Raw genomic sequence first — 24182 nt, forward strand, 5'->3', positions numbered from 1 at the left:
AAAATAAAGATGTTCGTGAATAGTAAAACAGATGCAGTTTTATTAATTTTGAGCATAACAGATTTTGATATGGAAAGCCCGGCAACCACAACAGATAACGACTTTTTATATGCGCAGATAGCGGCCCGCATAGAAAAGCAGATTAAACAAAACCTGCTTAAACCCGGCGATAAACTGCCATCAGTTAGGATGCTAAGCCAGGAGCAGGGCATCAGCCTCAGCACAGCTTACAAAGCGTATGTCGAACTGGAAAATATGGGTTTGATAGAAGCCCGAACCAAATCGGGCTATTACGTAAAATACCTGCCGGCAAGGTTTGCCAGCGTGCCCGAAACCAAACTACCTGTAAAAAAAGCGGGCGATGCGAGTGTGGCCGAAATGATAGCGATGGTTTACCGCCATATGTCGGAAGATAGCGTTTTGCAGTTGTCCCGCTCATCGCCGCCTTTAAGTTTGATCCCTTTGGCTAAGCTCAGCAAATCCATGCTCGAGTCGATTCGTAACAGCCCGTCGGGTAATATCACTTACGAGAACCTGCAGGGCAATATGGCTTTGCGTAAACAGGTGGCCAAAAATGCTTTTAACTGGGGCGGCAATATTACCGAAGATGATGTAGTAACCACACAAGGCTGCCTGGAAGCTTTGATATTTTGCCTTCGTGCATTAACCAAACCCGGTGATACCATAGCTATTGAAAGCCCCACCTACTTCGGCATTTTTAATGTAATGCTGAGCCTTGATCTGCGGGTGATCGAGATTCCGGTAAGTGCGGAGACCGGCCTCGACCTGGAGTATCTCGGGCATGTTATCGAAACAGAACCGATAAAAGTATGCCTCTTCGTAACCAATTTTAGTAACCCGATAGGCGTTTGTATGCCTAATGAACGGAAGCGCCTGTTGGTGCAGATGCTGGCTAAAAAACAGATCCCGCTGATTGAGGATGATATTTACGGCGAGATCTACTTTGGCAAAAGCCGCCCGCATACCTGTAAAAGTTATGACAAGGAGGGATTGGTGATCCTTTGCTCGTCGGTATCCAAATCCATAGCGCCGGGTTACCGGGTGGGCTGGTGTATTCCGGGGAGATTTAAGGAGCAGGTGCTGAACATTAAAATGATGCACTCCATTGCCTCGGCCACGCCCACGCAGGCTGCCATAGGCCACTTTTTCGAAACCGGGCGGTATGATCTGCACATGAGGCACCTACGTAAGGCATTGCATACGCAATGCTTAAGGTATACACAGGCTATTGCCCAATATTTTCCCGAAGGCACAAAAATAAGCCGCCCCGAAGGTGGTTATGCCCTTTGGGTTGAGTTGGATAAAAAGGTAAACGCATTCGAACTTTATCAGTTGGCCATTGAACAAAATATCAGCATAGCCCCTGGTCAAATTTTCAGTATCGACGGGCGTTTTACTAATTTTATCCGCATCAGCTTCGGTTTGGCTTTTGATGATGTGGTTGAAGAAAGCTTTAAAGTACTGGGCGGTTTGATTAAAACTATTATCTAACTGATAGAAGTTCTTATTTTAGTGATAACAGATATTGCTTTGAAATGACTATTTTTCGGTATATTAACACTTAACACCTTATTGCTTCGGGGCGGTGGCTGAATGTTTTATATCCTGTAACATTCTTTGTCATGAAAGTTAAATTATTGTTGTTTTGCTTAGTGCTTATAACCGGTAGCGTAAAAGCGCAGTCATCGGCTTCACTATTGCAGGAAATTCAGAAAAGTAAGGCCGATACCGGCCGGGTAAAGAAATTATTGGCTTTAGGTCGCCTAATCCTGCTCAAATCGGGAGCCGGACCTAAAGAGACCGACAGTGCTTATCGGTATATGCAGCAGGCCGATCTGCTTAGTATTAAACTAAATGATGTTAAAGGCCGCGCAAACGCCGCCCTGCTGGCCGCAATGATCAGCAACAAAAAAGGCGACCATAAAAACGGTGCGGCGCTTGCCCAAAAAGGTTTCGATTTTTTTAAAAGTATTAATGATAAACCCGGTATGGCCGAGGCTTATATCATTATCGGCCAGCATTATGAAAATGCCGGAGACGATATCGATAAAAAAATAGCTTACTATCAACAAGCAGTTGACATTTTTAAACAGGTTGGTTTAAAGGAAAGGGAAGCCAACACCACTGTTGGCATAGCCGAACTGCAAACCATGCAGGGAAAATATGAGATAGCGGTTAAAAACTTACAAGTTGCACTTGCCATCTACCAATCCATCGGCTTTAAAAACCTGGAGCAATTATATGATTTGATGGGCACCTCGCTTGTTTACTTAGGCCATATTGATGAAGCATTGAAATACGAGCTAATGGCTGTCAGGCTGATGGAGGCCAAAGGCGATCAAAGTTCATTGATGTGCACGGTGTACAACCGTTTCGCGGTATGCTATTATAGCCTGCACCGGTGGGATCAGGCCCTTATTTATTATGGCAAGGCGCTTAAAATCGCCCGTAAATACAAGGATTCAATTTCGATGGCTGTTATTATCGGCAACGAGGTGTTATCGTATTATCGCCTTAATCAGCCGGAGAAAGCCCTGGGCAAACTTATGGAATTGAAACCGATGCTGTACCTTTTTACCGATCCGCAGGATCAGATAGAGCGTTACTACTATTATTGCCTCGTTTATACCCGGCTCAGGCAGTTTAAAATGGCCAAGGTGTACCTCGATAAAATGGAGGTGCTGAAAAAGGATGCCGGTCCGCAAATTACCGAGATACAACGGGCATACATTGGTTATTATATCGCTACGGAACAGTACAGTAAGGCTTATCCTTATTTGCAGGCCCATGAAGATTATTACCAACAGAAAAAAGTTTTGCAATTTCTGGCTTCCAACCAGCTAAGCTGGTTTAAGGTAGATTCGGGTATGGGTAAATATCTGAGCGCCATTAAACATTACCAGCGCTACAAAATGCTTACCGATTCGGTTTACAGAACGGCTAATGATAAGCATACTTCATTTTTGCAGATAGAGTTTGAAACCGAAAAGAAAAATGCAGAACTGCAATTGCAGGCCAAAAATATTCAGCTGCTTAAAGATAAGGAGCAACTGCAGCGCAGCCGGGTTACGGCCGCCAAAGCAAGCCGTAATATGTTTATAGGAGGATCCGCAATGCTGCTGTTGTTGCTGGGAGTTGGCTACAACCGTTACCGCTTAAACCAGCGAAGTAACCGGCAATTAAGGGCGCATCAAAACGAGATCAACAAGCAAAACGAATCATTACAGATGCTCAATAATAAGCAGGAAAGATTGATTGACGAAAAACAGTGGCTATTGAAAGAGGTGCATCACAGGGTAAAAAACAACCTGCAAATTGTAATGAGTTTGCTCAGCACACAATCAGCCTATCTTGAAAATAATGCAGCACTTGAGGCCATTACCGAAAGCCAGAACCGGGTGCGGGCAATAGCACTTATTCATCATAAATTGTATAGCACCGATGAGGTAGCCAGCATTCATATGCCATCCTATATAACCGATCTGGTGCATAACCTGGGCGATTGCTTTGATACCGCAGGACACCGAATCAGGTTTGAGCAACTGGTTGAACCTATTCAGCTCGATTTGACACAGGCTGTACCCTTCGGACTAATTTTGAATGAGGCAGTAACCAATGCCATCAAATATGCTTTTGACAGCGACGGCGGCCAGATTGTGATTGCCCTGCAACTGGTGGGGCAAAATGATGTGATGCTCACCATTGCCGATAACGGCCGGGGCCTGCCCGCCGATTTTGATTTGAAAAGCGCCAGCTCATTGGGCATGGAAATGATGAAAGCCCTTAGCAAGCAGTTAAGGGGTACCTTTAAAGTACAAAACAATGGCGGTGTTACTGTTACTGTAGAGTTTGAAATTGAAAGCGTGAGGTACAACACCGAGGCCAAAAACGCTTATGAAAAGGGCGAACCTAATATCAGCTCCTGTGCCGGCTGCTAAACGCCATGAATCACTTTTGAATGTGCGAACGAATTGCTGAGCATCAGTTTAAGCACCTCCGTATCAACATCGGTAAGTTTTTTAATGTGTGTGCAGCCGCCGCTTTGTTTGTGTTTTCCCAGTTTTTGCAATAGTTGTTCTTTACCTTCAAAAGCCGAAAGGTAAAGCGTTAACGAACTTTTACGCGGCGAAAACGCAATAAGCGGCGCATCGCCCTCGCGGCCGCTCTCGTATTTGTAATGATAACTGCCAAAACCAACAATGGCTGGCCCCCACATTTTGGCCGGGAGGCCTGTTGCTTCGCCTAATAAATCTACAAGTATAAAACTGTCGGCCCGTTGGGTTTCATCCGTAACGGTATTGATAAAACCGGCTACGCTGGCTTCGTTTTCGGTGGTTTTGTTGGTGTTTTTGGCCATTTTTTTGGAGCTAAATGCTGAAAGCGTAAGGCTTAAAGCAGGTGTTGGGTTGATGATATATTGCTACATAAATATATCACGAAAATTTGATCTTATCCCAAAGTTTATTGGTTACAACCTGTTGTATCACCTGCTCGCGGTAATTACGGCTGATGGGGATGCGGTGCTCGCCGATAAAAATTTCGTTGCCCTCAATGCCGTCAATTTTTCCGGTAGATACGATGTATGATTTGTGTACGCGGATAAACAGCTTGCCATCCAGGTTTTGCTCAAGGCTTTTGAGGTTGAGCAAAGTCATGTACTTGCCTTTGGTGGTAAAAATGGTGACGTAGTTTTGCATGCCCTCTACGTACAAAATCTCATCAAAATAGATTTTTTCGTACTTATTACCGCATTTAATAAAGAAATATCCCTCGTCGGTTTCAGTTTTTTGCGCGCCAGGTTGGGCCGAATTATTAAGCAATCGATGATAATCCCGCGCTTTGTTAGCCGATTTAAAAAAGCGATCGAAGGTAATAGGTTTCAGCAGGTAATCGAGCACGTTAAGCTGAAAACCTTCCAGGGCATAGCTGGGGTAGGCTGTGGTGATGATCACCATGGGCGGTTTCGGGAAGATTTTCAGAAAATCGATCCCGTTCATTTTGGGCATCTGGATATCGAGGAAAATCAGGTCGATTGCTTGCTCATCAAGCAGTTTAATCAGTTGCAACGGGTTTTCGCAGGTACCGCCGAGGTTCAGGAAATCAACCTCGCGTACGTAGCTGGCTAAACCCTCGCGGGCTAATGGCTCATCATCAATTATTACACAGTTCATCATAGGTTAAGCCATTTGCAGGGTTGTTACCGGTTGTTGGAGCAAAGCCAAAGTTAATTGCAGGTGTATCCCGAAACGGTTTTCGCCGGGTGTTATTTTAAGTTGATGCTGTTGTGGGTAGATCAGATCGAGGCGGCGTTTAACATTATTGAGGCCGATACCGCCGTAGTTCAACGTTTCTGCCGGGGTTTCCGGCGATGTGCTGTTGGCAACATGCAAATCCAGCCGGTTATCTTTAACACTTAATTTGATGCCTATCCAGTTGGGGCTGTCGGTTTCTTTGGATACATGTTTAAAGGCATTCTCTACAAAAGTCATCAATATAAAAGGGGCAATGCCAAGGTTATCGGTCAGGTGATCATCCGCCTCGAAAGTAACATGCACATTATTGTTTTGGCGAAGTCGTTCCAGTTCGATAAAGTTTTCAAGGTAGCTGATCTCTTTGCCGAGGGGGATCTGCTGATCGTTACATTCATAAAGCTGGTATCGCAGCAACTCCGAAAACTTGGCCAGCGATGCCGAAGCCATATCCGGGTTTTTATGGATGAGAAAAAATATCGAATTGATGCTATTGAATAAAAAATGCGGATTAAACTGGTATTTCAGAAATTTAAGTTCGGTTTCCAGTTTTTCATTTTCAAGCAACTGTTGCCGGTGCTGTGTTTGCAGCCAGGTTTTGGTAAGCTTAATGCTCATGGCCAAAGTAGTACTGGCCAGGGTAGAGGGGAGCGAGTTATTGTAAAACGAAGCGAAATTACTAACGCCATACATTTTTTGCACCGTACACCCCGCGAAGAATGAGCCAAGATAATACCCGCAGTTAATAAGTGATGAAGCGCAGATCAGCGTTAACGAGAGGTAGATCACATACCGCGCGAGGCTGCCCTTTTTCATATACTTCGGCATCAGGTAGTACAGGTTAAAATAAACCGCGAAGGCCTGGAAAACCACATAGCCGAACATCTTAACCGTATAAGCCGAAAAAAACATGGATTTTGCCGCAACTACCGGGTTGGCTACCGCTATGGTAAACCAAAAATAATGGTACACACACCAAAATGGTATATGGTATAGCTTGTATTTAAACAGCCAGTTTTGGTTTAATGTATCTACAGATAGTGTGTTCATTGGTTTGGTTTTTAACCACCTCCACCACGTCATTGCGAGGAACGAAGCAATCCCCGATTTGCAAAGCGGCCCTGCATAGTTCGCGATTGCTTCGTGCCTCGCAACGACGGTTGTTAATGAAGATTTTTCAACAACATACTCTAAGATACGTCAATATCACTCATTTACATCTACTGTTATACCAATCACCCTAAATAATTGACCAAATGCGACTCTCAAAGTACAAGCTGCAAAACGATCAATATAACAGGTAATCACGCTGATTTAGCCCAATTTCCTGCATCTCATCAATAATCCCCACCCGCTTATCACACAGGTTTTTCAGGTTGATAAACCCGCTTTTTATTTGCCTCAACGGTAATTAAAACGCCGGTAAGCTTATGAAAACGTTATGCATCAGTATGCTGTTGATATGCCTGTTACAAACGGCAAAAGCACAAATATCAGGCAAGGTAACCACCGCCACGGGCCAGCCTTTGGGCTATGTAACCACCGCGCTTATTAAAGCCGCCGATTCATCATCGGTAAAAAGTATGCTCACTACCGAGCAGGGCGCATATCTTTTTAACAATATTCAGCCCGGTAATTACCGGCTTAAATTAAGCAGCGTAGGCTACCAAACCTGGTTTTCGGCTCCGTTTAAGGTTAATGCCAATAGCGGGGCTAAATCCCTTGCCGTTATAGTAATGAGGGAAGATACCCGCCAACTGGGCGAGGTTGTCGTAAAAGCAAGCAAGCCACTGTACCAACAACGGGCCGATGGCCTGGTAGTAAATGTAGAAAGCAGCCTGCTTACCAAAGGCAGCACCGCTTTGCAGGTATTGGAGCGCTCGCCGGGTGTGATTATTGATCACCGGGATAACGGGATTTCGTTGAATGGTAAAAGCGGGGCTACCATCATGATTAACGGTAAACTGGTGCGGATGCCGCCATCGCAAATAACAGCGTTGCTTAACGGTACCAGCGCCGATAATATTGAAAAGGTAGAGCTACTCAGCACCCCGCCCGCCGGATACGATGCCGAAGGCAGCGCCGGGATCATCAATATTGTGATGAAAAAGAGCCGGAAGCAGGGCACCAATGGCTCATACACCCTAACGGGAGGCTACGGCCAGGGCGAAAAGGCCACCGCCAGCCTCAACCTCAACAGCAATACCAAAAACGTTAACCTGTACGGCTCATACATTTTTTCGCACGACAGAACTTATACCGACCTCTTCATTACCGGCAGCCAGAATATGCCTTACATAGGCGGCAATACCGAAACCGCGTTTTATACCAAAACCAAACGCATTAGCAATAACCACAATGCCACCTTGGGGGCCGATATAAAGCTTGATGATAAAACTACCCTGAGCGGCAGCGTACTGTATAACAACAGCACTTCGCCTAATTATACCTACAGCCATGCCGATTATACCATCCTGCCCGATTCCCTGTTGATTTATACCGGCAACATTAATGGTACGGATAAATGGAATAGCGTAATAAGCTCGGCAGGGTTGGAGCGCGTATTAAAGCAGGGGGAGAAGTTAAGTTTTGATGCCGATTATATCCGCTACAGCAACAACAGCCCCAAAACGGTGCAGAGCTCATTTATTAACAAGCACGGCGAGCAGGTTTATGCCAATAACTCGGTAAGTGCCGAAAATCAGCGTGGTTTTGCCAATACTACCATCAATGTAGGTGTGATCAAAGCCGATTACAGCAACCAGTTATCGGAAGCTTTGAAACTGGAAACAGGAGTAAAAGGTACGCGCACAGGCAGTTCGAGCGCATCGGGCATCGAAAGTTTTGAGAATGGGGGATGGGTACGCAATATGCAAACTTCGGCCAATATTTATATGAAGGAGGAGATAGGCGCGGCCTACCTGTCGCTCAACTGGCAGGCGAATAAAGCCTTGAGTGTTAATGCCGGAGCACGTTACGAATACTCGTACACCAATATGGACGATCCTAAAACAGGCAATAATATCGTTAACCGCAAGCTGGGTAAACTGTTCCCAACCTTGCTGTTAACCAATAAAATAGGCGAACAATCAGAACTGCAATTATCCTATACCAAACGCATAGCCCGGCCAACTTATGATGACCTGGCCTCGTACTTTGCCTACAGCGACCCGACCGCGGTTTATACCGGAAACCCCTTCCTGCAACCAACCATCACCAACAATATTAAACTGGGCTATACCAACCGCGATTACAGCTTTTCGTTACTGTACAGCCATGATGAAAACGCCATTTCCCGTTACCAGCTTACCGAAAATGCAACGCACGATATTTTGTTTATCTCGCCCCAAAATCTGCCTTATCAGCGCTACCTCACCTTCCAGGCCAACCTGCCCTTTAAGGCTGCCAACTGGTGGGATATGACATACAGCTTTACCGGCGGTTTGCGGCAGTTTAAAGAAACCTACACCGCATCGCCGCTTACCAAATCATACTTTGCCTATTCGTTTAATTTTAACCAAACGTTTAAGCTGCCTAAGGATTTTTCGGCAGAGGTTTCGGGCGTGTATAACTCGCTGTTTTACAACGGTACCACCCGGATAGATGGTTTTAGTACGATTAACGCTGGTATTAAAAAAGAATTGAAAAACAGGGGGAGTCTGCAACTCTCGGTGGCGGACGTATTCAGTACCCTGCAAATTCATCCCCGTTACGGTACCCTCACCCGCGAAGCTTTTGATATTAAAAGCCATGTCATAGTCAATACCGAATCGCGGCGTTTCCCGATCATCAAACTGAGTTATACCCGTTCGTTTGGAGGTTCGGGCTCATCAGCCAAAAATAAATCAACAAAGAGCACTACCGATGAGAGTGAAAGGATCAGGAATAACTAAAAGGTTTTTGCAAGGTTAAAAAAAGCATTATTGTTCATTGATAAAGTGGCCGCATAGGGGGCCGCTTTTTGTTTTTGGGGCGATTTGATATGCTTAAACAGGATTGCTTGCTGTGTTTAACTGTTTGATGCACAGCTAAGCAGTTTATGGGTTATGGTAATATTATCCATCTTTTTATATGTTTTATCCATTTGAAAATTTGCCGCACCCGTATACATTTACAAAACCAATTAATAAAATCAAGAACCCAAGTAATGAAAAAGATTATCTACTCCCTTCAAACGGCGAAACTGTCGTTGATTCAATTAAATTCCACGTAAATCAGATAAGCTTATCGGTAGGTTGCACTGCCGCAACCAAATGATATTATTAGCTATTATTTAATGCCCCGTCATTATTGCCAGTTCGGGTTTTAACTACCGGTTAAAATTGAGGCGATGTGATCATGTTATGGGCTTTAAGTGCTAATTGCTACTCATGTATGTACAAATTTACAAGCCAACCCTAAATAACTAATATGAACCCAACTTTATGAAACAAATTTACTTTTACGATCAATCAACCCTAAAAAACTACCGGCAGCAAAGCCGTAATTTAGTGGGTAGGTTACTCCTGCTGCTCGTACTATCCTGTTTTGGTTTTGCCGCGAGGGCCCAAAACAAGATCACGGTGGTGGGTACGGTAACCGATACGCTTGGCGTTAAAATAACCGGTGCCAACATCGCCGCCGAAAACGTGAAAAACGTAGGTACCACTACCGATAACAACGGTAGGTTTGTGCTGGATGTTACGCCAGGTACCAGTCTCCGCATTTCGTACGTGGGTTTTATCGATCAGCACATTATTGTTACTGCCGATAACCGCACGCTCAACATCCGCCTGAAAGAACAAAAATTACTGGCCGAAGAGGTGGTAGTTACCGCCTTTGGTAAAAAGGAGCGAAAAGAAGCCCTGGTAGGTTCGGTAACCAGTATTAAACCTGCCGAGCTGAAAATACCGGCCAGTAACTTAACCAATGCTTTGGCAGGCCAGGCGGCAGGTATCATCTCGTACCAGCGCAGCGGCCAGCCGGGGCAGGATAATGCCTCCTTCTTTATCCGTGGTGTAACCACATTCGGTTACAAACGCGATCCGTTGATTTTGATCGATAACGTGGAGCTTTCTACCAACGATCTGGCCCGTTTAAATGTGGATGATATCGCCAGTTTCTCTATCCTGAAAGACGCGAGCGCGACTGCGTTGTACGGTGCACGCGGTGCCAACGGCGTTATTTTGGTAGCTACTAAAGAGGGTAAACAAGGCCCCGCGAAGCTGAATTTCCGCTCGGAGTTTTCATCATCGCAGGCAACGCAAACGCTAAACCTGGTTGATCCTATCCAGTACATGAACCTTTATAACGAGGCTTTGCTTACCCGTAACCCTACTTTGCCGCTTAAATATCCGCAAAGCAAAATCAACAATACCATTAATACTATCAACGGTACACCGGGCAGCAATCCTTATGTTTACCCTGCGGTTGATTGGTTTGGTATGTTATTTAAAAAACGCGCCACTACCCAACGTAATGATCTGAACATTAGTGGCGGCGGTCCGGCTGCACGTTATTACATTGCCGGTTCGTACAATATTGATAACGGTGTTTTGCGTACGGATATCCGCAATAATAATAACAACAACGTTAATTTTAAAAATTACCAGTTACGCTCAAACGTAAACGTTACGCTTACCAAAACTACCGAGATCGTTGTTAGGTTATCGGGTACCTTCAGCGAGTACAACGGGCCGATAACTACAGATGGTTCTTTCGCTTCGGATCTGTATAACGTAGCCATCCACACCAGCCCGGTTGATTTTCCGGCCTATTACCAGCCCGATGCCGCTAATGCCAACGTGCAGCACATTTTGTTTGGTAACGTAGGTTTGGCCGGCAGCAGCGATAACAATATCCAGTTTAACAACCCTTACGCGTCTTTATTAAGAGGTCACAAAAACTCATCGGAATCAAGAATGTCGGCACAGTTTGAGTTGAACCAGGATTTGCGTTGGCTTACCGATGGTTTAAAATTCAAAACCATTTTTAACACCAACAGGTACTCATATTTTGATTCGCAGTTATCATATTCGCCGTTTTACTATAACATTGCCAGTTACGATAGGGATGCCAACAGCTACACCCTGCAATGGCTTAACCCTAAACCAACCGGTAATAACGTACCAACCGAGTACCTGAGCTATAACCGTAACACGCCAAACGCCAATACTTTCTTCTACCTGCAAACTGCGTTAGAGTATAACAAGCCATTTGGTAACGGGCATAACATCAACACAACACTGATAGGTACCGCGCAGCAAACGCTTTACTCAAGCGCTATCGATCCGCGTACCGGCACTACCACCTTGCCTTACTCGTTGCCATTCCGTAACTTAGGTTTGGCGGGCAGGTTAACCTACTCGTACAAAAGCAGGTATTTTATCGAAACCAACTTTGGTTACAATGGTTCGGAGCGTTTCTCGGCCAATCATCGCTACGGTTTCTTCCCAACCATAGGCGGTTCGTGGGTGATTTCGAACGAGAAATTCTGGGATCCATCAATTATCGATCGTTTAAAAATCCGCGGTAGCTATGGTAAAGTGGGTAACGATGCTATAGGTTCGCAAAGGTTCTTTTATCAGTCAGACGTGCAGCTGAACGAGGGTTACAACTATGCCCAGTTTGGTATCAACAACCAGTACGAGCGTAAAGGTGTTACCATCCGCAACTATGCTAACCCCGATGTTACCTGGGAAACCTCAAAACAAACCAACTTAGCTGTTGAAGCTACGCTGTTTAAAAACTTTAATTTTGTGGCCGAGTTTTACCGCAACAACCGTTACGATATTTTGCAGCAACGCAGCAACACACCAACCAGCGAAGGCTTGGAATCGCCAACAAGCGCCAACTTAGGCAAGGTTGATTCAAAAGGTGTCGATCTGTCGTTAGATTATAAGCAAAGCTTTGCCAACACAGGCTGGGCACAAATCCGTGCTAACTTCACGTACTCAACCAATAAATATAAATACATTGAGGAACCTGATTATAAAGAACCGTGGAGGCACTTTATCGGCCAGCCGATTAGCCGCGGCTACGGTTACATTGCCGAGCGTTTATTTGTTGACGACCAGGAAGCCCGCAACTCGCCCACACAAATTTTTAAAGGCCAGGATGCTTATGGTAACAACGTAAACGGAATTTTACCACAAGGCGGTGATATTAAATACCGCGATTTGAATGGCGATGGCAAGATAGATTATCTTGATCAGGCTTTCATAGGTTACCCAACCACGCCTGAGATTGTTTACGGTTTTGGTTTCTCGGGAGGATTTAAAGGGTTTGACCTGTCGGCATTCTTCCAGGGCCAGGCAAGGGTATCTTTCTTTGTCGACCCGAACAAGGTGAGCCCCTTCATCCCAAGTAACGAAAAATATATTTATGGTAACACCCAGGTACTACAGGATTTTGCAGACAGCCACTGGAGCGAGGAACACCAGGACCTGTACGCCCTGTACCCGCGTTTAGGTACCACGCTATCATCAGAGTTGAACAACCTGCAGGCCAGCAGCTGGTGGTTACGTAACGGCGCTTTCCTGAGGTTGAAATCGGTAGAGTTGGGTTATGCCCTGCCAAAAGGCATTTCAAAAACCCTGCATGTAAACAATTGCCGTATCTACTTTAACGGCCTTAACCTGGTTACCTGGAGCCCTTTCAAAGCCTGGGACCCGGAGCTTGGCGGCAACGGCTTTGCTTACCCAATTCAAAAAGTGTTTAACCTGGGCTTAACCGTTGGTTTGTAACCCAAAAACAAGTTTGAAATGAAAAAATTAAGATCATACTATAAACTCATGCTGCTGGTAGCGTTGGCTACATCGGGGCAATCGTGCAAAAAATACCTGGATATTACCCCCGATAACGTTGCCACGCTGGATTACACTTTCCGCAACCGTAACGAAACGGAAGATTACCTGTTTACCTGCTACTCAACCATGCAGCATTTAAACGATGTGGTGAACAACCCCGGTTTTGTTTACTCGGGCGAGATTGTTTATCCCAATAACCTGAACGACCACTTTTTTAACGAATCGGGCTTTAATCTCATCAGGGGATTGCAGCTAAGTTCAGATCCGGCCCTAAATTACTGGGACGGAACCAACGGCGGCCAGGCCATATTCCAGGCTTTAAGGCGCTGCAATATCATGCTCGAAAATATTGATAAACCTATCGACCTGAGTGCATCAGAGAAACAACGCTGGATAGCTGAAACCAAATTCCTGAAAGCGTTTTATCATTACTACCTGATCAGGATGTACGGCCCGATGTTGCTCATCAAAGAAAACCTGCCTATCAATGCCTCTGCCGAGGAAGTGAAACGCAAACGCGCTTCGGTTGATGAGAGCTTTGATTATGTGGTATCGCTGCTGGATGAAGCCATCCCTAACCTGCCGCCGGTTATCAGCAACCAGGCATTGGAGTTTGGTAGGATTACCAAATTCATGGCCATGTCTGTTAAAGCCGAGGTTTTGGCAACACAGGCAAGTCCGCTGTTTAACGGTAACCCCGATTATGCCAATATTAAAGATCATGATGGCAAGGCGCTGTTCTCGGCTACCTTTGATGCTACCAAGTGGCGTAAAGCTGCCGATGCTGCCAAAGCCGCTATCACCGAGTGCGAAGCGCAGGGTTTGAAATTATACACCACGCCGCCAACGGTTAACATCGGTAACATATCTGATAAACTGCGCAATGTATTGGTACTGCAAAACGACATCACCGAAAAATGGGAGCAAAACCCGGAGCTGATCTGGGCGCTGAACTATGGTTTTGGTTACCAGAACTTCTGTATCCCAAGGTTAACATCTGATGCGGCAAGTTTAGCATCAAGCAACCCGGGTACTTTCGCGGTGCCGATTCAAACTGCCGAATTGTTTTATACCGATAAAGGTGTGCCCATTAACGAGGATAAAACCTGGGATTATGCCGGCCGTTTCAATATCCAAACCGGTGATGATTCGAGCGCGCCTTTGATTCAAACCGGTTACGCTACCGCCAAAGAACACTTTAACCGCGAAAGAAGGTTTTATGCCGATATCGCTTTTGATGGAGGTATCTGGTTTGGTAACGGTAAACGTAATGAGAACGAAGCCTACTATGTTAATGCCCGTGGTCCGTATGCATTGGCCGGACCGAAAAGCTTAACGGCTACCAATATCACCGGTTACTGGCCTAAAAAACTGGCCAATTACTTAACGGTTTACACCAACCTGTTCACTACCGAAAATTACCGGTTGCCGGTAATGCGCCTTTCTGGCTTATACCTGTTGTATGCCGAGTGCGTGAACGAAGCCGATGGCCCGAGTGCTGAAGCATACAGCTATATAGATAGAGTAAGGGCACGTGCAGGTTTGGAAGGTGTGGTTGATTCATGGTCGAAGTATTCAAAAAATCCTTCGAAACCAAATTCGAAAGAAGGTTTGCGCCAGATTATCCACCAGGAGCGCCGTATCGAGCTTTGTTTCGAGGCGCAAAGCGGCTGGGACTTACGCCGCTGGAAAGAGTTACAGGATGTACTGAGCCGTCCGCTGCAAGGCTGGAAGGTTGACGAAGGTACGCCGGAAAACTACTACCGCCCGCAAACAGTGGTGCAGCCGGTATTCGGGATAAAAGATTACCTGTGGCCGATCAGCACCAACGACCTCATTGTAAACAATAACCTTACCCAAAACCCATACTGGTAGGATATAGCTTTTGTGACAGATTTTTAAGATGATCAATATTGAAAAAAGATATATGAAAAAGATTAATAACCGCAGATGGCTTGCCGCATTAGTAATGGTGCCGGTTTTGCTGATGGTGCTTATCGCATCCTGCAAAAAAATGGAATCGCCTGTTGAAGTGGTATCAAACGATACCACCAAGCCCGGCGTAGTCACCAACGTAAAGGTTGAAAATTTGAATGGCGGCGCAAGGTTAACCTACACGCTGCCCAATTCAAAAAACCTGTTGTATGTACTGGCCAGCTACAAAATTAACGATAAGATAACCCGCGAAACCAAAGCCAGCTATTATACCGATACCGTTATGGTTGATGGTTTTGCAAGGGCACAGGAGTACGAGGTTACCCTGTATGCCGTAAGCCGCGCCAACATAAAATCAGACCCGGTAACGATTAAGGTAAATCCTAAAACACCTAATTACCTGCTGATTAACGATAACCTGGCTATCACGCCTGATTTTGGTGGAGCCAATTTCTTCGGCTTTAATCCTAATAAAGTGCCTGTTGCGGTGCATATTATATCGTTTAATGAAAAACGCAACGCTTACGACGAAGAGGAACCGCAATACCTGAGCACCGATACCGTAAATGTTTCGGTACGTGGTTACGATGCGGTGCCTAAAAAATTCGGTGTGTTTGTTACCGATAGATTTGGCAACGTATCAGATACGGTATTCAAAACCTTAACACCGCTGTTTGAGACACTTTTGGATAAGAGTAAGTTTTATACCTATCACCTGCCAAGCGATAGCCCGATAGGTTACGGCTGGGAGTTTAAATATTTCTTTGATGGTAATACCGGCGACCCGGGATGGCATACTTTAAGTGCGCCAACCAAACAGGGCACATTCGGTTTAGGTACCAGCGCCAAGTTAAGCCGCTTTGTATTATGGGAGAGGTTAAACGGCATCTACGGTTACCAGAACATTCGTCAAATGACCCTTTGGGGATCAAACAGCGATTCGCCCGGCGATTCGACCCTGCCGCTAAGTTCGGCTCCCGGCACCGTATCCGGCGATTGGGTTAACCTGGGTAACTTTACCTTCCCTAACCCGCCATCGGGCTTGCCGCCAAACCAGGCCAACGCTTCCGATCAGGCTTTTGTTGCCGCCGGTGTAAACTTCAAAATCTCCATTAACGCGCCTGCAACCAAGTTTATCAGGTTTCAGTGTACGCAAACCTGGGGCGGTTTGGATTATGTGAACGCCATGGAAATCTCCTTATATGGCAACCCATTGTAACATCATTTAAATAGCGAAAAGATGAAGATCACATATAAAATAGCCGCTTTCTTTTTAGCCTGTGTTACCATACTGGGTTGTAAAAGATATGACGAAGACTATAAAAAATATTTAAATAATCACGAAGTTACCTATCCCGGCCTGGCCGGGAAGGCAATTTTTCATCCAGGCAACCTGCGGGCAGCGCTGGTATGGCATCCAAGTCCGGATCCAAGTATCACCACCTATAAAATAACCTGGAACAACGGCACCGATTCGCTGATTGTTAATGCCACATCACACAGCCCGGCCGATTCCATCACTGCCATTATCCCTAACCTGAAGGAGTATGTTTACAGTTTCAGGCTGATAGCGCGTGACAACGCGGGGAACAGTTCGGTTGGGCAGGATATTAACAATGTGCGGGTGTATGGTGCAGCCTACCAAGCGGCTTTATTAAACCGTCCGTTTAATGCAGCCGCTCCTTACCAGGTAAATGATGATAATTCGGTAAGGTTGTTTTTTAATAGGGCTGATAGTTTAAATGTTAGTACTACCATCAAATACACCAATACGGCGGGCGCTGAAACTACTGTGGAACTTAGCCCGGATAGTACAGGCATCACCATCAAAGACCTGAAACTTAAAACCGCCCCGCAGTTCCGCTCATCATACAAACCAACCGCCGACGCTATCGACGCGTTTAATGCTCCGGCTTATGATGATTTCCCAACGGTTTACGGTATTGCCGTGTGCGATAAATCATTGTTTAAAGCTTATAATCTGCCTACAGACATTCCTTCGGCCTATGGCTGGGAAACTTACTACCTGTGGGATAATAAAACCGGCGAGCCGGGCTTCCATACCCCGGGTACAAGCATGCCGCAATGGTTTACGTTTGATATGGGGCAATCTGCATCGCTGGCTAAAATGAAAGTTTGGCAACGTATGTCGGGCTTATACAACTATGGTAACCCTAAACGTTTTGAAGTGTACGGCAGCAATAGTCCGGCAGCTGATGGCAGCTACGGCAGTTGGACTAAACTGGCAAGTTTCACCTCGGTAAAACCATCGGGCCAGCCAACCGGCCAAAACACCCAGGCCGATGCTGATTTTGCAGCCGCCGGCGAGCCGTTCAACTTCCCGCCTAATACAGGCGATTTCCGCTACATCAGGATTAAAGTATTGGAAACATGGGGCGGCACCAATTACCTGCACCTCTGCGAACTCACCATGTACAAAGTGGATAAATAGAAAGACCTTGGTTTGGTTTAATAAATGACAAATTCCCGTTGCCTTGTAGGCGCGGGATTTGTTTTTTTAGGGGTATTTTATATAGGCACGCAAAGACGCAGGGACGCAAAGTGTTTTAATGCAGGGTTTGAGATTTTTAAGCACGCAAAGGGGGCTAAGTCGCGAAGAGTTCTTATGCAAAGTATAAGAGTTTGGCGTTCGCAAAGGTTATTAGCTTTTTATGTTTCTTCTTATTTGATTTGTTGTGTTTCCTGGATGATCTTATCCCTTTGCATTTCTCATTCTGATCAACGAAAACTGCAAGCTCGATTTTTTAACAATATCTGCAATCCTAATCAACGAAGGTGTAAATCGCAACTCAATATTCCTGCTCAATAAAGCGGACATGATATCATCAATAACAGCAGCTGCTATCGGTATCTCAGATTTGTAGGATACATAATACCCCACGCATTCATCTATCAATATGAAATCATCAGTTGCAAATTCATAGCAATACAGGGTGGTTTGTTTGATACGTTCATACCATTCGCTTTCAACAGTAACAACGTGGTTAGCAGATGTATTACCCATAAATATTTGCCTGTCAATATCTGTTGTATTAGGTCCGGCATAAAATGTTACTCTTGGGCAATCCCTCGGCAGCAAATAATTATGCAGTAATTCTTCGCTGATGGCAAAAACAACATCGCCGGTAATATTATCAAACTGTGATGGGGAAGGGCGGGGATGGAATATGCTGATGCCCGGTTGTTCGCTGATGTGGAAGAGTTTGGGGTGGAGCGATTGCATAGCCAAATTTAAAATGTTTTGTTGTGTTTGTCACGAGGAATTACGTGAGGTATGTATGGCTTATTTTGGCTAAAGCCATCTTTTCGCTATTATATAACCGTCGGTTAAAACCGACGGCAATGAAAAGAAGCGGTATGTGCGCTGTTTTTTGTAGAGACGCATCACATGCGTCTCTCGCATGCAAATCACGGTTGATTTTCGCCGGGCAAAGGTTTGCAAATGCGATCATTTGCAGGGCGGCTTGTCCTAAAGGAGACGCATGTAATGCCGTCTCTACATCAAAAAATAGACTTCATTGCCTTCGGTTTTAACCGACGGACAAAATGCAGATCCGGCAAATTGGCTTTAGCCAAAATCTCCCACGGTAATCCTCTGCAACCTACCGCTTATGCGTCTTCCTATACTTCGAAGGCGACATCCCGATCAGCTTGGTAAACAACCTCGAAAAATAATAAGGATCATCAAAACCCAAGTCCGAGCAGATTTCTTTAATACTTCTATCAGTAAAATATAAATACTGGCATGAAGCCTGGATCTTCAATAAATTAAAATAGTTGATAGGCGAGGAGCCGGTTTTCTGCTTAAACAAACGTAAATAATGCGAGGCCGATATACCCTGCTGCTTAGCCAGGTGCATCACCTCAAACTTTTTGCTGATATGCTTTTTCATGTACGCGATAGAATTGCTCACAAAATCATTATCATAATCAACCGGGTTGGTTTGCTTGTAGTACACCAGCGAGGAGATAAAATTGAGCAGATTGATGTTCATAATTTCCATTTCCTTTTCGTGGTAGCTGTGTTCCAGCACGGCGTAGATCTGTTCGTACAGCTTGATCCGGCTGCTATCGTACGGTACCGATTGTACTACCGGTTGCCCGTTATCCAGCGAGCGCTCGTAGATCAACTGCGAATTCAAGCCACTGAAATGCACCCAGTAAATACTCCATGGGTTGGTTTCCGAGCTTTTGTAGCGGTGGGCTACGTTACGGGGGATAATGAAAAAAGTATTGGGTTTTAAAACATGGTCTTCACCGTTCAGATAAACATAACCTTCTCCATCAATGCAATAAAGCAGGATGTATTCGCCGCTGCCTGTGCGGCGCTCACGGTCGTGGTAGGCGGCCTTGGGGTAGTAGCCTATCGCCGTAAGGTAAAAACCTTTGATTAAGGCGTTATTGGTGATCTCTTTTTTGATGTTTGGAGGCAATACGATCATTTTTTGACCGATAAAGCCCTCTTTAATCTTTTTTTTAGGTTCGGCTATCGCGTTCATAGCTTCATGAATTAACTGGTGTTTAAAGGTATCGATTTTTTTACGGCATGCAAGTTTTTTAAACGGGTTAAAAGATGATAGTATTATCCATCACTTTTTAAAATTTATCCATTTTTTTAACCATGCTTTCATAGTAGGTTTACCAAAACCAATTAAACGCTGAAACAGGTTGCCGCGCCGCTCAATGTTTTAAATGAAGCTGATTAATGAACAAACAAATTAAATACCGATACACGCATGGCTGTTAAATCGCGCTTATGGGGACAACATGAGGGGCAGGATGTTTATCTTTTCAAAATTGAAAACGAAATGGGTGCCTATGTCGAGCTGACCAACTACGGCGCGGCCATTGTGTCTGTTGTGGTGCCGGATAAGGAGCAGCGTTTGGAAAATGTGGTAGTAGGTTTTCCTGAACTGGAAGGTTATCTGAATGATACCTGCTATATCGGCTCAACCATAGGCCGTTACGCTAACCGTATCAGCGGGGCAAAGTTTAACCTTGATGGAGAAACTTATCACCTGGATGCTAACGACGGCAAGAATACCAATCACGGCGGAAAAAGCGGTTTTAATTACAGGGTATTTGACACAGCCACGATAGATAACGGCGTAGTAATGACCCTTACCAGTGCCGACGGCGACGGCGGTTATCCCGGTACCCTCGAACTTAGTGTAACTTACACCTGGAGTACCGATAATGAATTGCTGATCAGCTATAAAGCAATAACGGATAAAGCAACCATAGCTAATTTTACCAATCACGCTTATTTTAACCTATCGGCTTTTAAAAGCAAGATCTATAACCACAGGCTTACTGTTTTATCAGATAAGATAGTTGATTCGTATGAAGATTATACCCCAAGCGGAGCCGTTAATCCTGCAAAAGATAAAGCGTTCAACAATAATCGCCTGAGCGAGAAATTTAAAATAGATGAAAGCCACGTAAAAGGCCTCAACCTGTTTTATATTATCGATACCGAAACAGAGGAAAAAGCGTTGGCCTATGCCGCTTTGCTTACTGACGAGGTATCCGGTCGCACATTAAAAGTTTTTACCGATTACCCTGGCGTGTTCCTGTACACCGGCGATTATTTGAGCTGCACGGATGTAACACTTACCGGCAAGCAGGCTAAACCGTTTGATGCCCTTTGCCTGGAGTGCCAGCACTATCCGGATAGCATTAACCACCCTAATTTTCCGCAGGCTATTTTGCAGCCGGGCGAAGTTTATAACCAAAACATTTTATACAAGTTCGGCACTATATGAAAAAATACGCCCTGATATTTTCTGTACTATCTGTTTTCTCGCTTGCGGCTTCGGCACAAACTTATAGGGTGAAATCGCCGGATAATAATCTGAAACTGGTGCTTAATGTAAAGGATAGCATTACTTATTCGGTAAACTATAAAAATAACGAGCTTATTTCGCCCTCTGCTATCGGCCTTAAGCTGGATAAAACTACTATTGGCGCAGGTGCTAAAGTTTTAAGCGCTAAGCCATCTGCAGTAAATAAAACTATCCGCCCTTTGTATGGTAAGGATGCAGTATTGACTGATAATTATAACGAATTGCTGATCAGCTTCGCGGGCAATTATAAACTACTGCTGCGTGCCTACAACGAGGGCGTAGCGTACCGCTTTATAACCGACCTGAAAGATTCGGTTAAAGTAATAAGCGAACAAGCCGGTTTTAACCTGAAAGGCTCACCAGGTACAACCATTGCCGAAACGGATAACTACACGGCCTGGGAATTGGCTTACAACCAATTCAAATCGATAGATGAGGTTAAGGAAGATAAACATGCCATTACCCCGGCTTTATACAGTTATAAAAACGGCGTAAAACTGGTAATTGCCGAAGCAGACCTGTTCGATTATCCCGGCATGTACGTAAAGAAAAAAGGCGGCAATATCATTGGCGAGTGGGCAGGCTACCCGGCAACCACCAAAATGGGCAGCTGGGGCGATTTTGTATCGGTAGTAACCTCGCGCGAAAACTATATTGCCCAAGAACCCGGTAAAAAAGAATATCCATGGCGTGTGATCATCGCTACCGATGATGATAAAACTTTGCTGAACAACCAGCTGGTTTATAAACTATCCAAACCATCTGTACTGGAAAATACCGCATGGATAAAACCCGGCAAAGCAGCCTGGGAATGGTGGCACGATGCTATCCTACCCGGCGCACCGATCGCATCGGGTATGGAAAACCGCAGCACCCAGCTGTATAATTTTTATACCGATTTCGCGGCCAAAAATCATTTGGAATATATGATGATAGATGCCGGTTGGAGCGATAATTATGATGTTAAAAAGCCGCTTAAAAGAACGGATATCCGCGCGGTAATTCAGCATGCTAATGAGAAACATGTAGGCATTTTTGTTTGGTGTGTGGCTGCGCCATTGTTAAAAGATCTGGAAGCCAACATGGATTACCTGAAAGATATCGGCGCGGTAGGTATCAAGGTCGATTTTTTTGACCGGGACGATCAGCTGGCCATTAAACAGCTGCAAACAATTGCCGAAGCTGCTGCCAAACGCCATTTGATGGTTGATTTTCATGGTTGCTCTAAGCCAACCGGTTTGCAACGTACTTATCCAAACATTGTAAACTATGAAGCTGTGCGTGGGCAGGAATGTTCAAAATGGGATTTGACTACCAACCCGGTTCATCATACTACTTTCCCTTTTATCAGGATGCTGGGCGGTCCGCTGGATTATACGCCGGGATCAATGCGTAATAAATCAAAAGATACTTTTAAGCCGATAGCTGAGGGGTTGCCATCAACGCAAGGTACCCGTTGCCATGAGCTGGCCATGTTTGTGGTGTTCGATCAGCCTTTGGCGGTATTTTGCGATTCGCCTACCGAGTATGAAAAATACCCGGATATTGAACAATATCTATCAGCCGTACCAACCGTGTTCGACGAAACAAAACCGCTTGATGCCAAACTTGGCGAATACATAGCGTTAGCAAAAAAGAAAGGTAATGACTGGTACGTTGGAGCAATGACCAACTGGGATGCAAGGGATATCAATGTTGATTTCTCCTTCCTGCCAGCAGGTGCCACCTACACCGCCGATTTATATACCGATGCAGCCGACGCGGATAAGAATGCTGAGAAATATGAGCACAAAACCATTACAGTAACCCGCTCAACCAAATTGAATTTGAAACTGGCACCCGGCGGTGGCGCGGTAGTACACCTGCACGGGAAGTAAGCTGAAAGCCGAAGGCAGAAAGCTTAAAGCTGATTTAATAACAGGAATTATTAAAGTAGATTTATAATAGAAGAAGCTAACCATTATAAAATGATCACTGATTTAAAACAAGAAACTAAGTTTAACAACAGCTATATAATAGGCATTTCCTTTATATCGGCGTTGGGCGGCTATCTGTTCGGCTTTGATTTTGCCGTGATAGCAGGGGCATTGCCATTCCTCCGGAAAGAGTTTATGCTCGATTCGGTAGCTGAAGGTTTCCTTACGGCCTCGCTGGCATTGGGCTGCATTGTTGGCTGCCTGATAGCCGGTAAAATAGCCGAAAAGTATGGCCGCAAACCAGGCTTAATGGTGGCGGCGTTCATTTTCGCGATATCGTCAATCGGCATAGCACTCTCTGCCGGGCTTACCTATTTCCTGGTGCTGCGTTTCGCGGCGGGAATAGGGGTAGGGATGGCCTCGATGCTGTGCCCCATGTATATCGCCGAAATTTCGCCTGCGAAAGTGAGGGGCCGCAACGTGGCAATAAACCAGTTTACGGTGGTGTTAGGGATCTTGATCACTAATTTGGTTAACTATTTTTTAAAGGATATTGGTGTTGATGCCTGGCGTTGGATGTTTGGCCTGGGTACCGTACCTGCGGTTATTTTCCTGGTAGGGGTGATCTGGTTACCCGAAAGCCCGAGATGGCTCATTAAAGCCGGGCGTGAAGAGGAAGGTAAAAAAGTACTGTTAAAAATTGGTTCGGATGAGTTTATGAACACCACAGTTCAGGCCATTGAGAAATCGTTAGCGGGTGTTAAAAAGCAATCATTCCGTGCTTTATTTGAAAAAAGCGTGCGGCCCGCTGTGCTCATCGGCATAGGTTTGGCAGTGTTTCAGCAGTTTTGCGGCAGTAACGTTTTGTTTAACTATGCCTCAACCATATTTAAATCTGCCGGGTCAAGCTTGGATGAGCAACTGCTCGAAACCGTTTCTATCGGTGTAGTAAACCTCATATTCACCGTGCTGGCCATGTTGGTGGTTGATAAGCTTGGTCGCCGGCCTTTGATGCTCATCGGCTCGTTGGGCTTATCTATATCATTTATAGTATTGGCATTTTTGCTGCAAAGCCATGCCCCGGTTTTATTGATCTCGGTTTTCGTGCTGCTGGCTATCAGTGTTTATTCGTTTACGCTGGCACCGGTTACCTGGGTGCTTATTTCAGAGATATTTCCTAATAAGATCCGTGGTGCTGCAACTACAACGGCTGTAATTTCATTATGGGCGGCATTCTCTATACTGGTATTTACATTCCCCATCCTTGCAGATAAAATAGGCACTTACGGTCCATTTTATTTGTATGCGGCGATATGCTTTATCGGCTTTGTGTTTGTAATAACCAAGGTAAAAGAAACCAAAGGGCAGACTTTGGAAGGACTTGAAGACAATTTAATAAGACATTAA

The 24182-nt window shown here is 45.1% G+C and carries 15 protein-coding genes; 10 read left to right on the forward strand and 5 right to left on the reverse strand.

Going from position 1 to position 24182, the window contains the following annotated elements:
* Positions 1–69: 69 nt before the first annotated feature.
* Both HYN43_RS00685 and HYN43_RS00690 read left to right on the forward strand, forming a co-directional pair.
* Positions 70–1512 carry an aminotransferase-like domain-containing protein gene (locus HYN43_RS00685; protein ID WP_119409202.1) on the forward strand — a complete coding sequence of 481 codons (1443 nt, stop codon included), beginning with the start codon at positions 70–72 and terminating at the stop codon, positions 1510–1512.
* A 131-nt stretch (positions 1513–1643) separates the two neighbouring features.
* Positions 1644–3959 carry a tetratricopeptide repeat-containing sensor histidine kinase gene (locus tag HYN43_RS00690; RefSeq protein ID WP_119407621.1) on the forward strand — a complete coding sequence of 772 codons (2316 nt, stop codon included), beginning with the start codon at positions 1644–1646 and terminating at the stop codon, positions 3957–3959.
* On the opposite strand, the gene HYN43_RS00695 is transcribed toward HYN43_RS00690, so the two are convergent.
* From HYN43_RS00695 to HYN43_RS00705, 3 genes are all read right to left on the reverse strand, one after another.
* Positions 3956–4378, reverse strand: a complete 423-nt coding sequence (locus tag HYN43_RS00695; RefSeq protein ID WP_119407622.1) for a DUF1801 domain-containing protein — start codon at positions 4376–4378, stop codon at positions 3956–3958. The genes HYN43_RS00690 and HYN43_RS00695 overlap by 4 nt on opposite strands.
* A 76-nt stretch (positions 4379–4454) precedes the next feature.
* Positions 4455–5195 carry a LytR/AlgR family response regulator transcription factor gene (locus tag HYN43_RS00700; protein ID WP_119407623.1) on the reverse strand — a complete coding sequence of 247 codons (741 nt, stop codon included), beginning with the start codon at positions 5193–5195 and terminating at the stop codon, positions 4455–4457.
* A gap of 3 nt (positions 5196–5198) precedes the next feature.
* Positions 5199–6320, reverse strand: coding sequence for a sensor histidine kinase (locus HYN43_RS00705; protein ID WP_119409203.1), 1122 nt, complete (start codon positions 6318–6320; stop codon positions 5199–5201).
* A gap of 380 nt (positions 6321–6700) precedes the next feature.
* Between HYN43_RS00705 and HYN43_RS00710 the strand changes: the two genes are divergently transcribed.
* From HYN43_RS00710 to HYN43_RS00735, 5 genes are all read left to right on the forward strand, one after another.
* Positions 6701–9163, forward strand: coding sequence for a TonB-dependent receptor (locus tag HYN43_RS00710; protein WP_119407624.1), 2463 nt, complete (start codon positions 6701–6703; stop codon positions 9161–9163).
* 531 nt (positions 9164–9694) lie between these two features.
* Positions 9695–12994, forward strand: coding sequence for a SusC/RagA family TonB-linked outer membrane protein (locus HYN43_RS00720; RefSeq protein WP_119407626.1), 3300 nt, complete (start codon positions 9695–9697; stop codon positions 12992–12994).
* 18 nt (positions 12995–13012) lie between these two features.
* On the forward strand, positions 13013–14932 hold the full coding sequence (locus HYN43_RS00725) for a RagB/SusD family nutrient uptake outer membrane protein (RefSeq protein WP_119407627.1): 1920 nt from the start codon (positions 13013–13015) through the stop codon (positions 14930–14932).
* Positions 14933–14984: 52 nt separating this feature from the next.
* Positions 14985–16211 carry a DUF4959 domain-containing protein gene (locus HYN43_RS00730; protein WP_119409204.1) on the forward strand — a complete coding sequence of 409 codons (1227 nt, stop codon included), beginning with the start codon at positions 14985–14987 and terminating at the stop codon, positions 16209–16211.
* Between the two features lie 21 nt (positions 16212–16232).
* Positions 16233–17444 (forward strand): DUF5000 domain-containing lipoprotein, encoded by a 1212-nt coding sequence (locus tag HYN43_RS00735; protein WP_119407628.1) that lies wholly within the window; start codon positions 16233–16235, stop codon positions 17442–17444.
* Positions 17445–17705: 261 nt separating this feature from the next.
* Here HYN43_RS00735 and HYN43_RS00740 read toward each other — a convergent pair whose 3' ends face one another.
* Together HYN43_RS00740 and HYN43_RS00745 are read right to left on the reverse strand one after the other, a co-directional pair.
* Complete coding sequence (locus HYN43_RS00740) at positions 17706–18236, reverse strand: DUF6886 family protein (RefSeq protein ID WP_119407629.1); 531 nt, start codon at positions 18234–18236, stop codon at positions 17706–17708.
* Positions 18237–18615: 379 nt separating this feature from the next.
* Entirely contained in the window at positions 18616–19512 is an 897-nt protein-coding gene (locus HYN43_RS00745) for an AraC family transcriptional regulator (RefSeq protein WP_119407630.1), read from the reverse strand.
* Positions 19513–19749: 237 nt separating this feature from the next.
* Here HYN43_RS00745 and HYN43_RS00750 point away from each other — a divergent pair, with 237 nt between their 5' ends.
* From HYN43_RS00750 to HYN43_RS00760, 3 genes are all read left to right on the forward strand, one after another.
* A complete protein-coding gene (locus tag HYN43_RS00750; protein WP_119407631.1) occupies positions 19750–20778 on the forward strand; it encodes an aldose epimerase family protein in 1029 nt (342 codons plus the stop codon).
* Positions 20775–22736 carry a glycoside hydrolase family 97 protein gene (locus HYN43_RS00755; protein WP_119407632.1) on the forward strand — a complete coding sequence of 654 codons (1962 nt, stop codon included), beginning with the start codon at positions 20775–20777 and terminating at the stop codon, positions 22734–22736. Before HYN43_RS00750 ends, HYN43_RS00755 begins: the two co-directional genes overlap by 4 nt.
* A 90-nt stretch (positions 22737–22826) precedes the next feature.
* A complete protein-coding gene (locus HYN43_RS00760) occupies positions 22827–24182 on the forward strand; it encodes a sugar porter family MFS transporter (RefSeq protein WP_119407633.1) in 1356 nt (451 codons plus the stop codon).

It is taken from the genome of Mucilaginibacter celer, from assembly GCF_003576455.2.
Lineage (GTDB): Bacteria > Bacteroidota > Bacteroidia > Sphingobacteriales > Sphingobacteriaceae > Mucilaginibacter > Mucilaginibacter celer.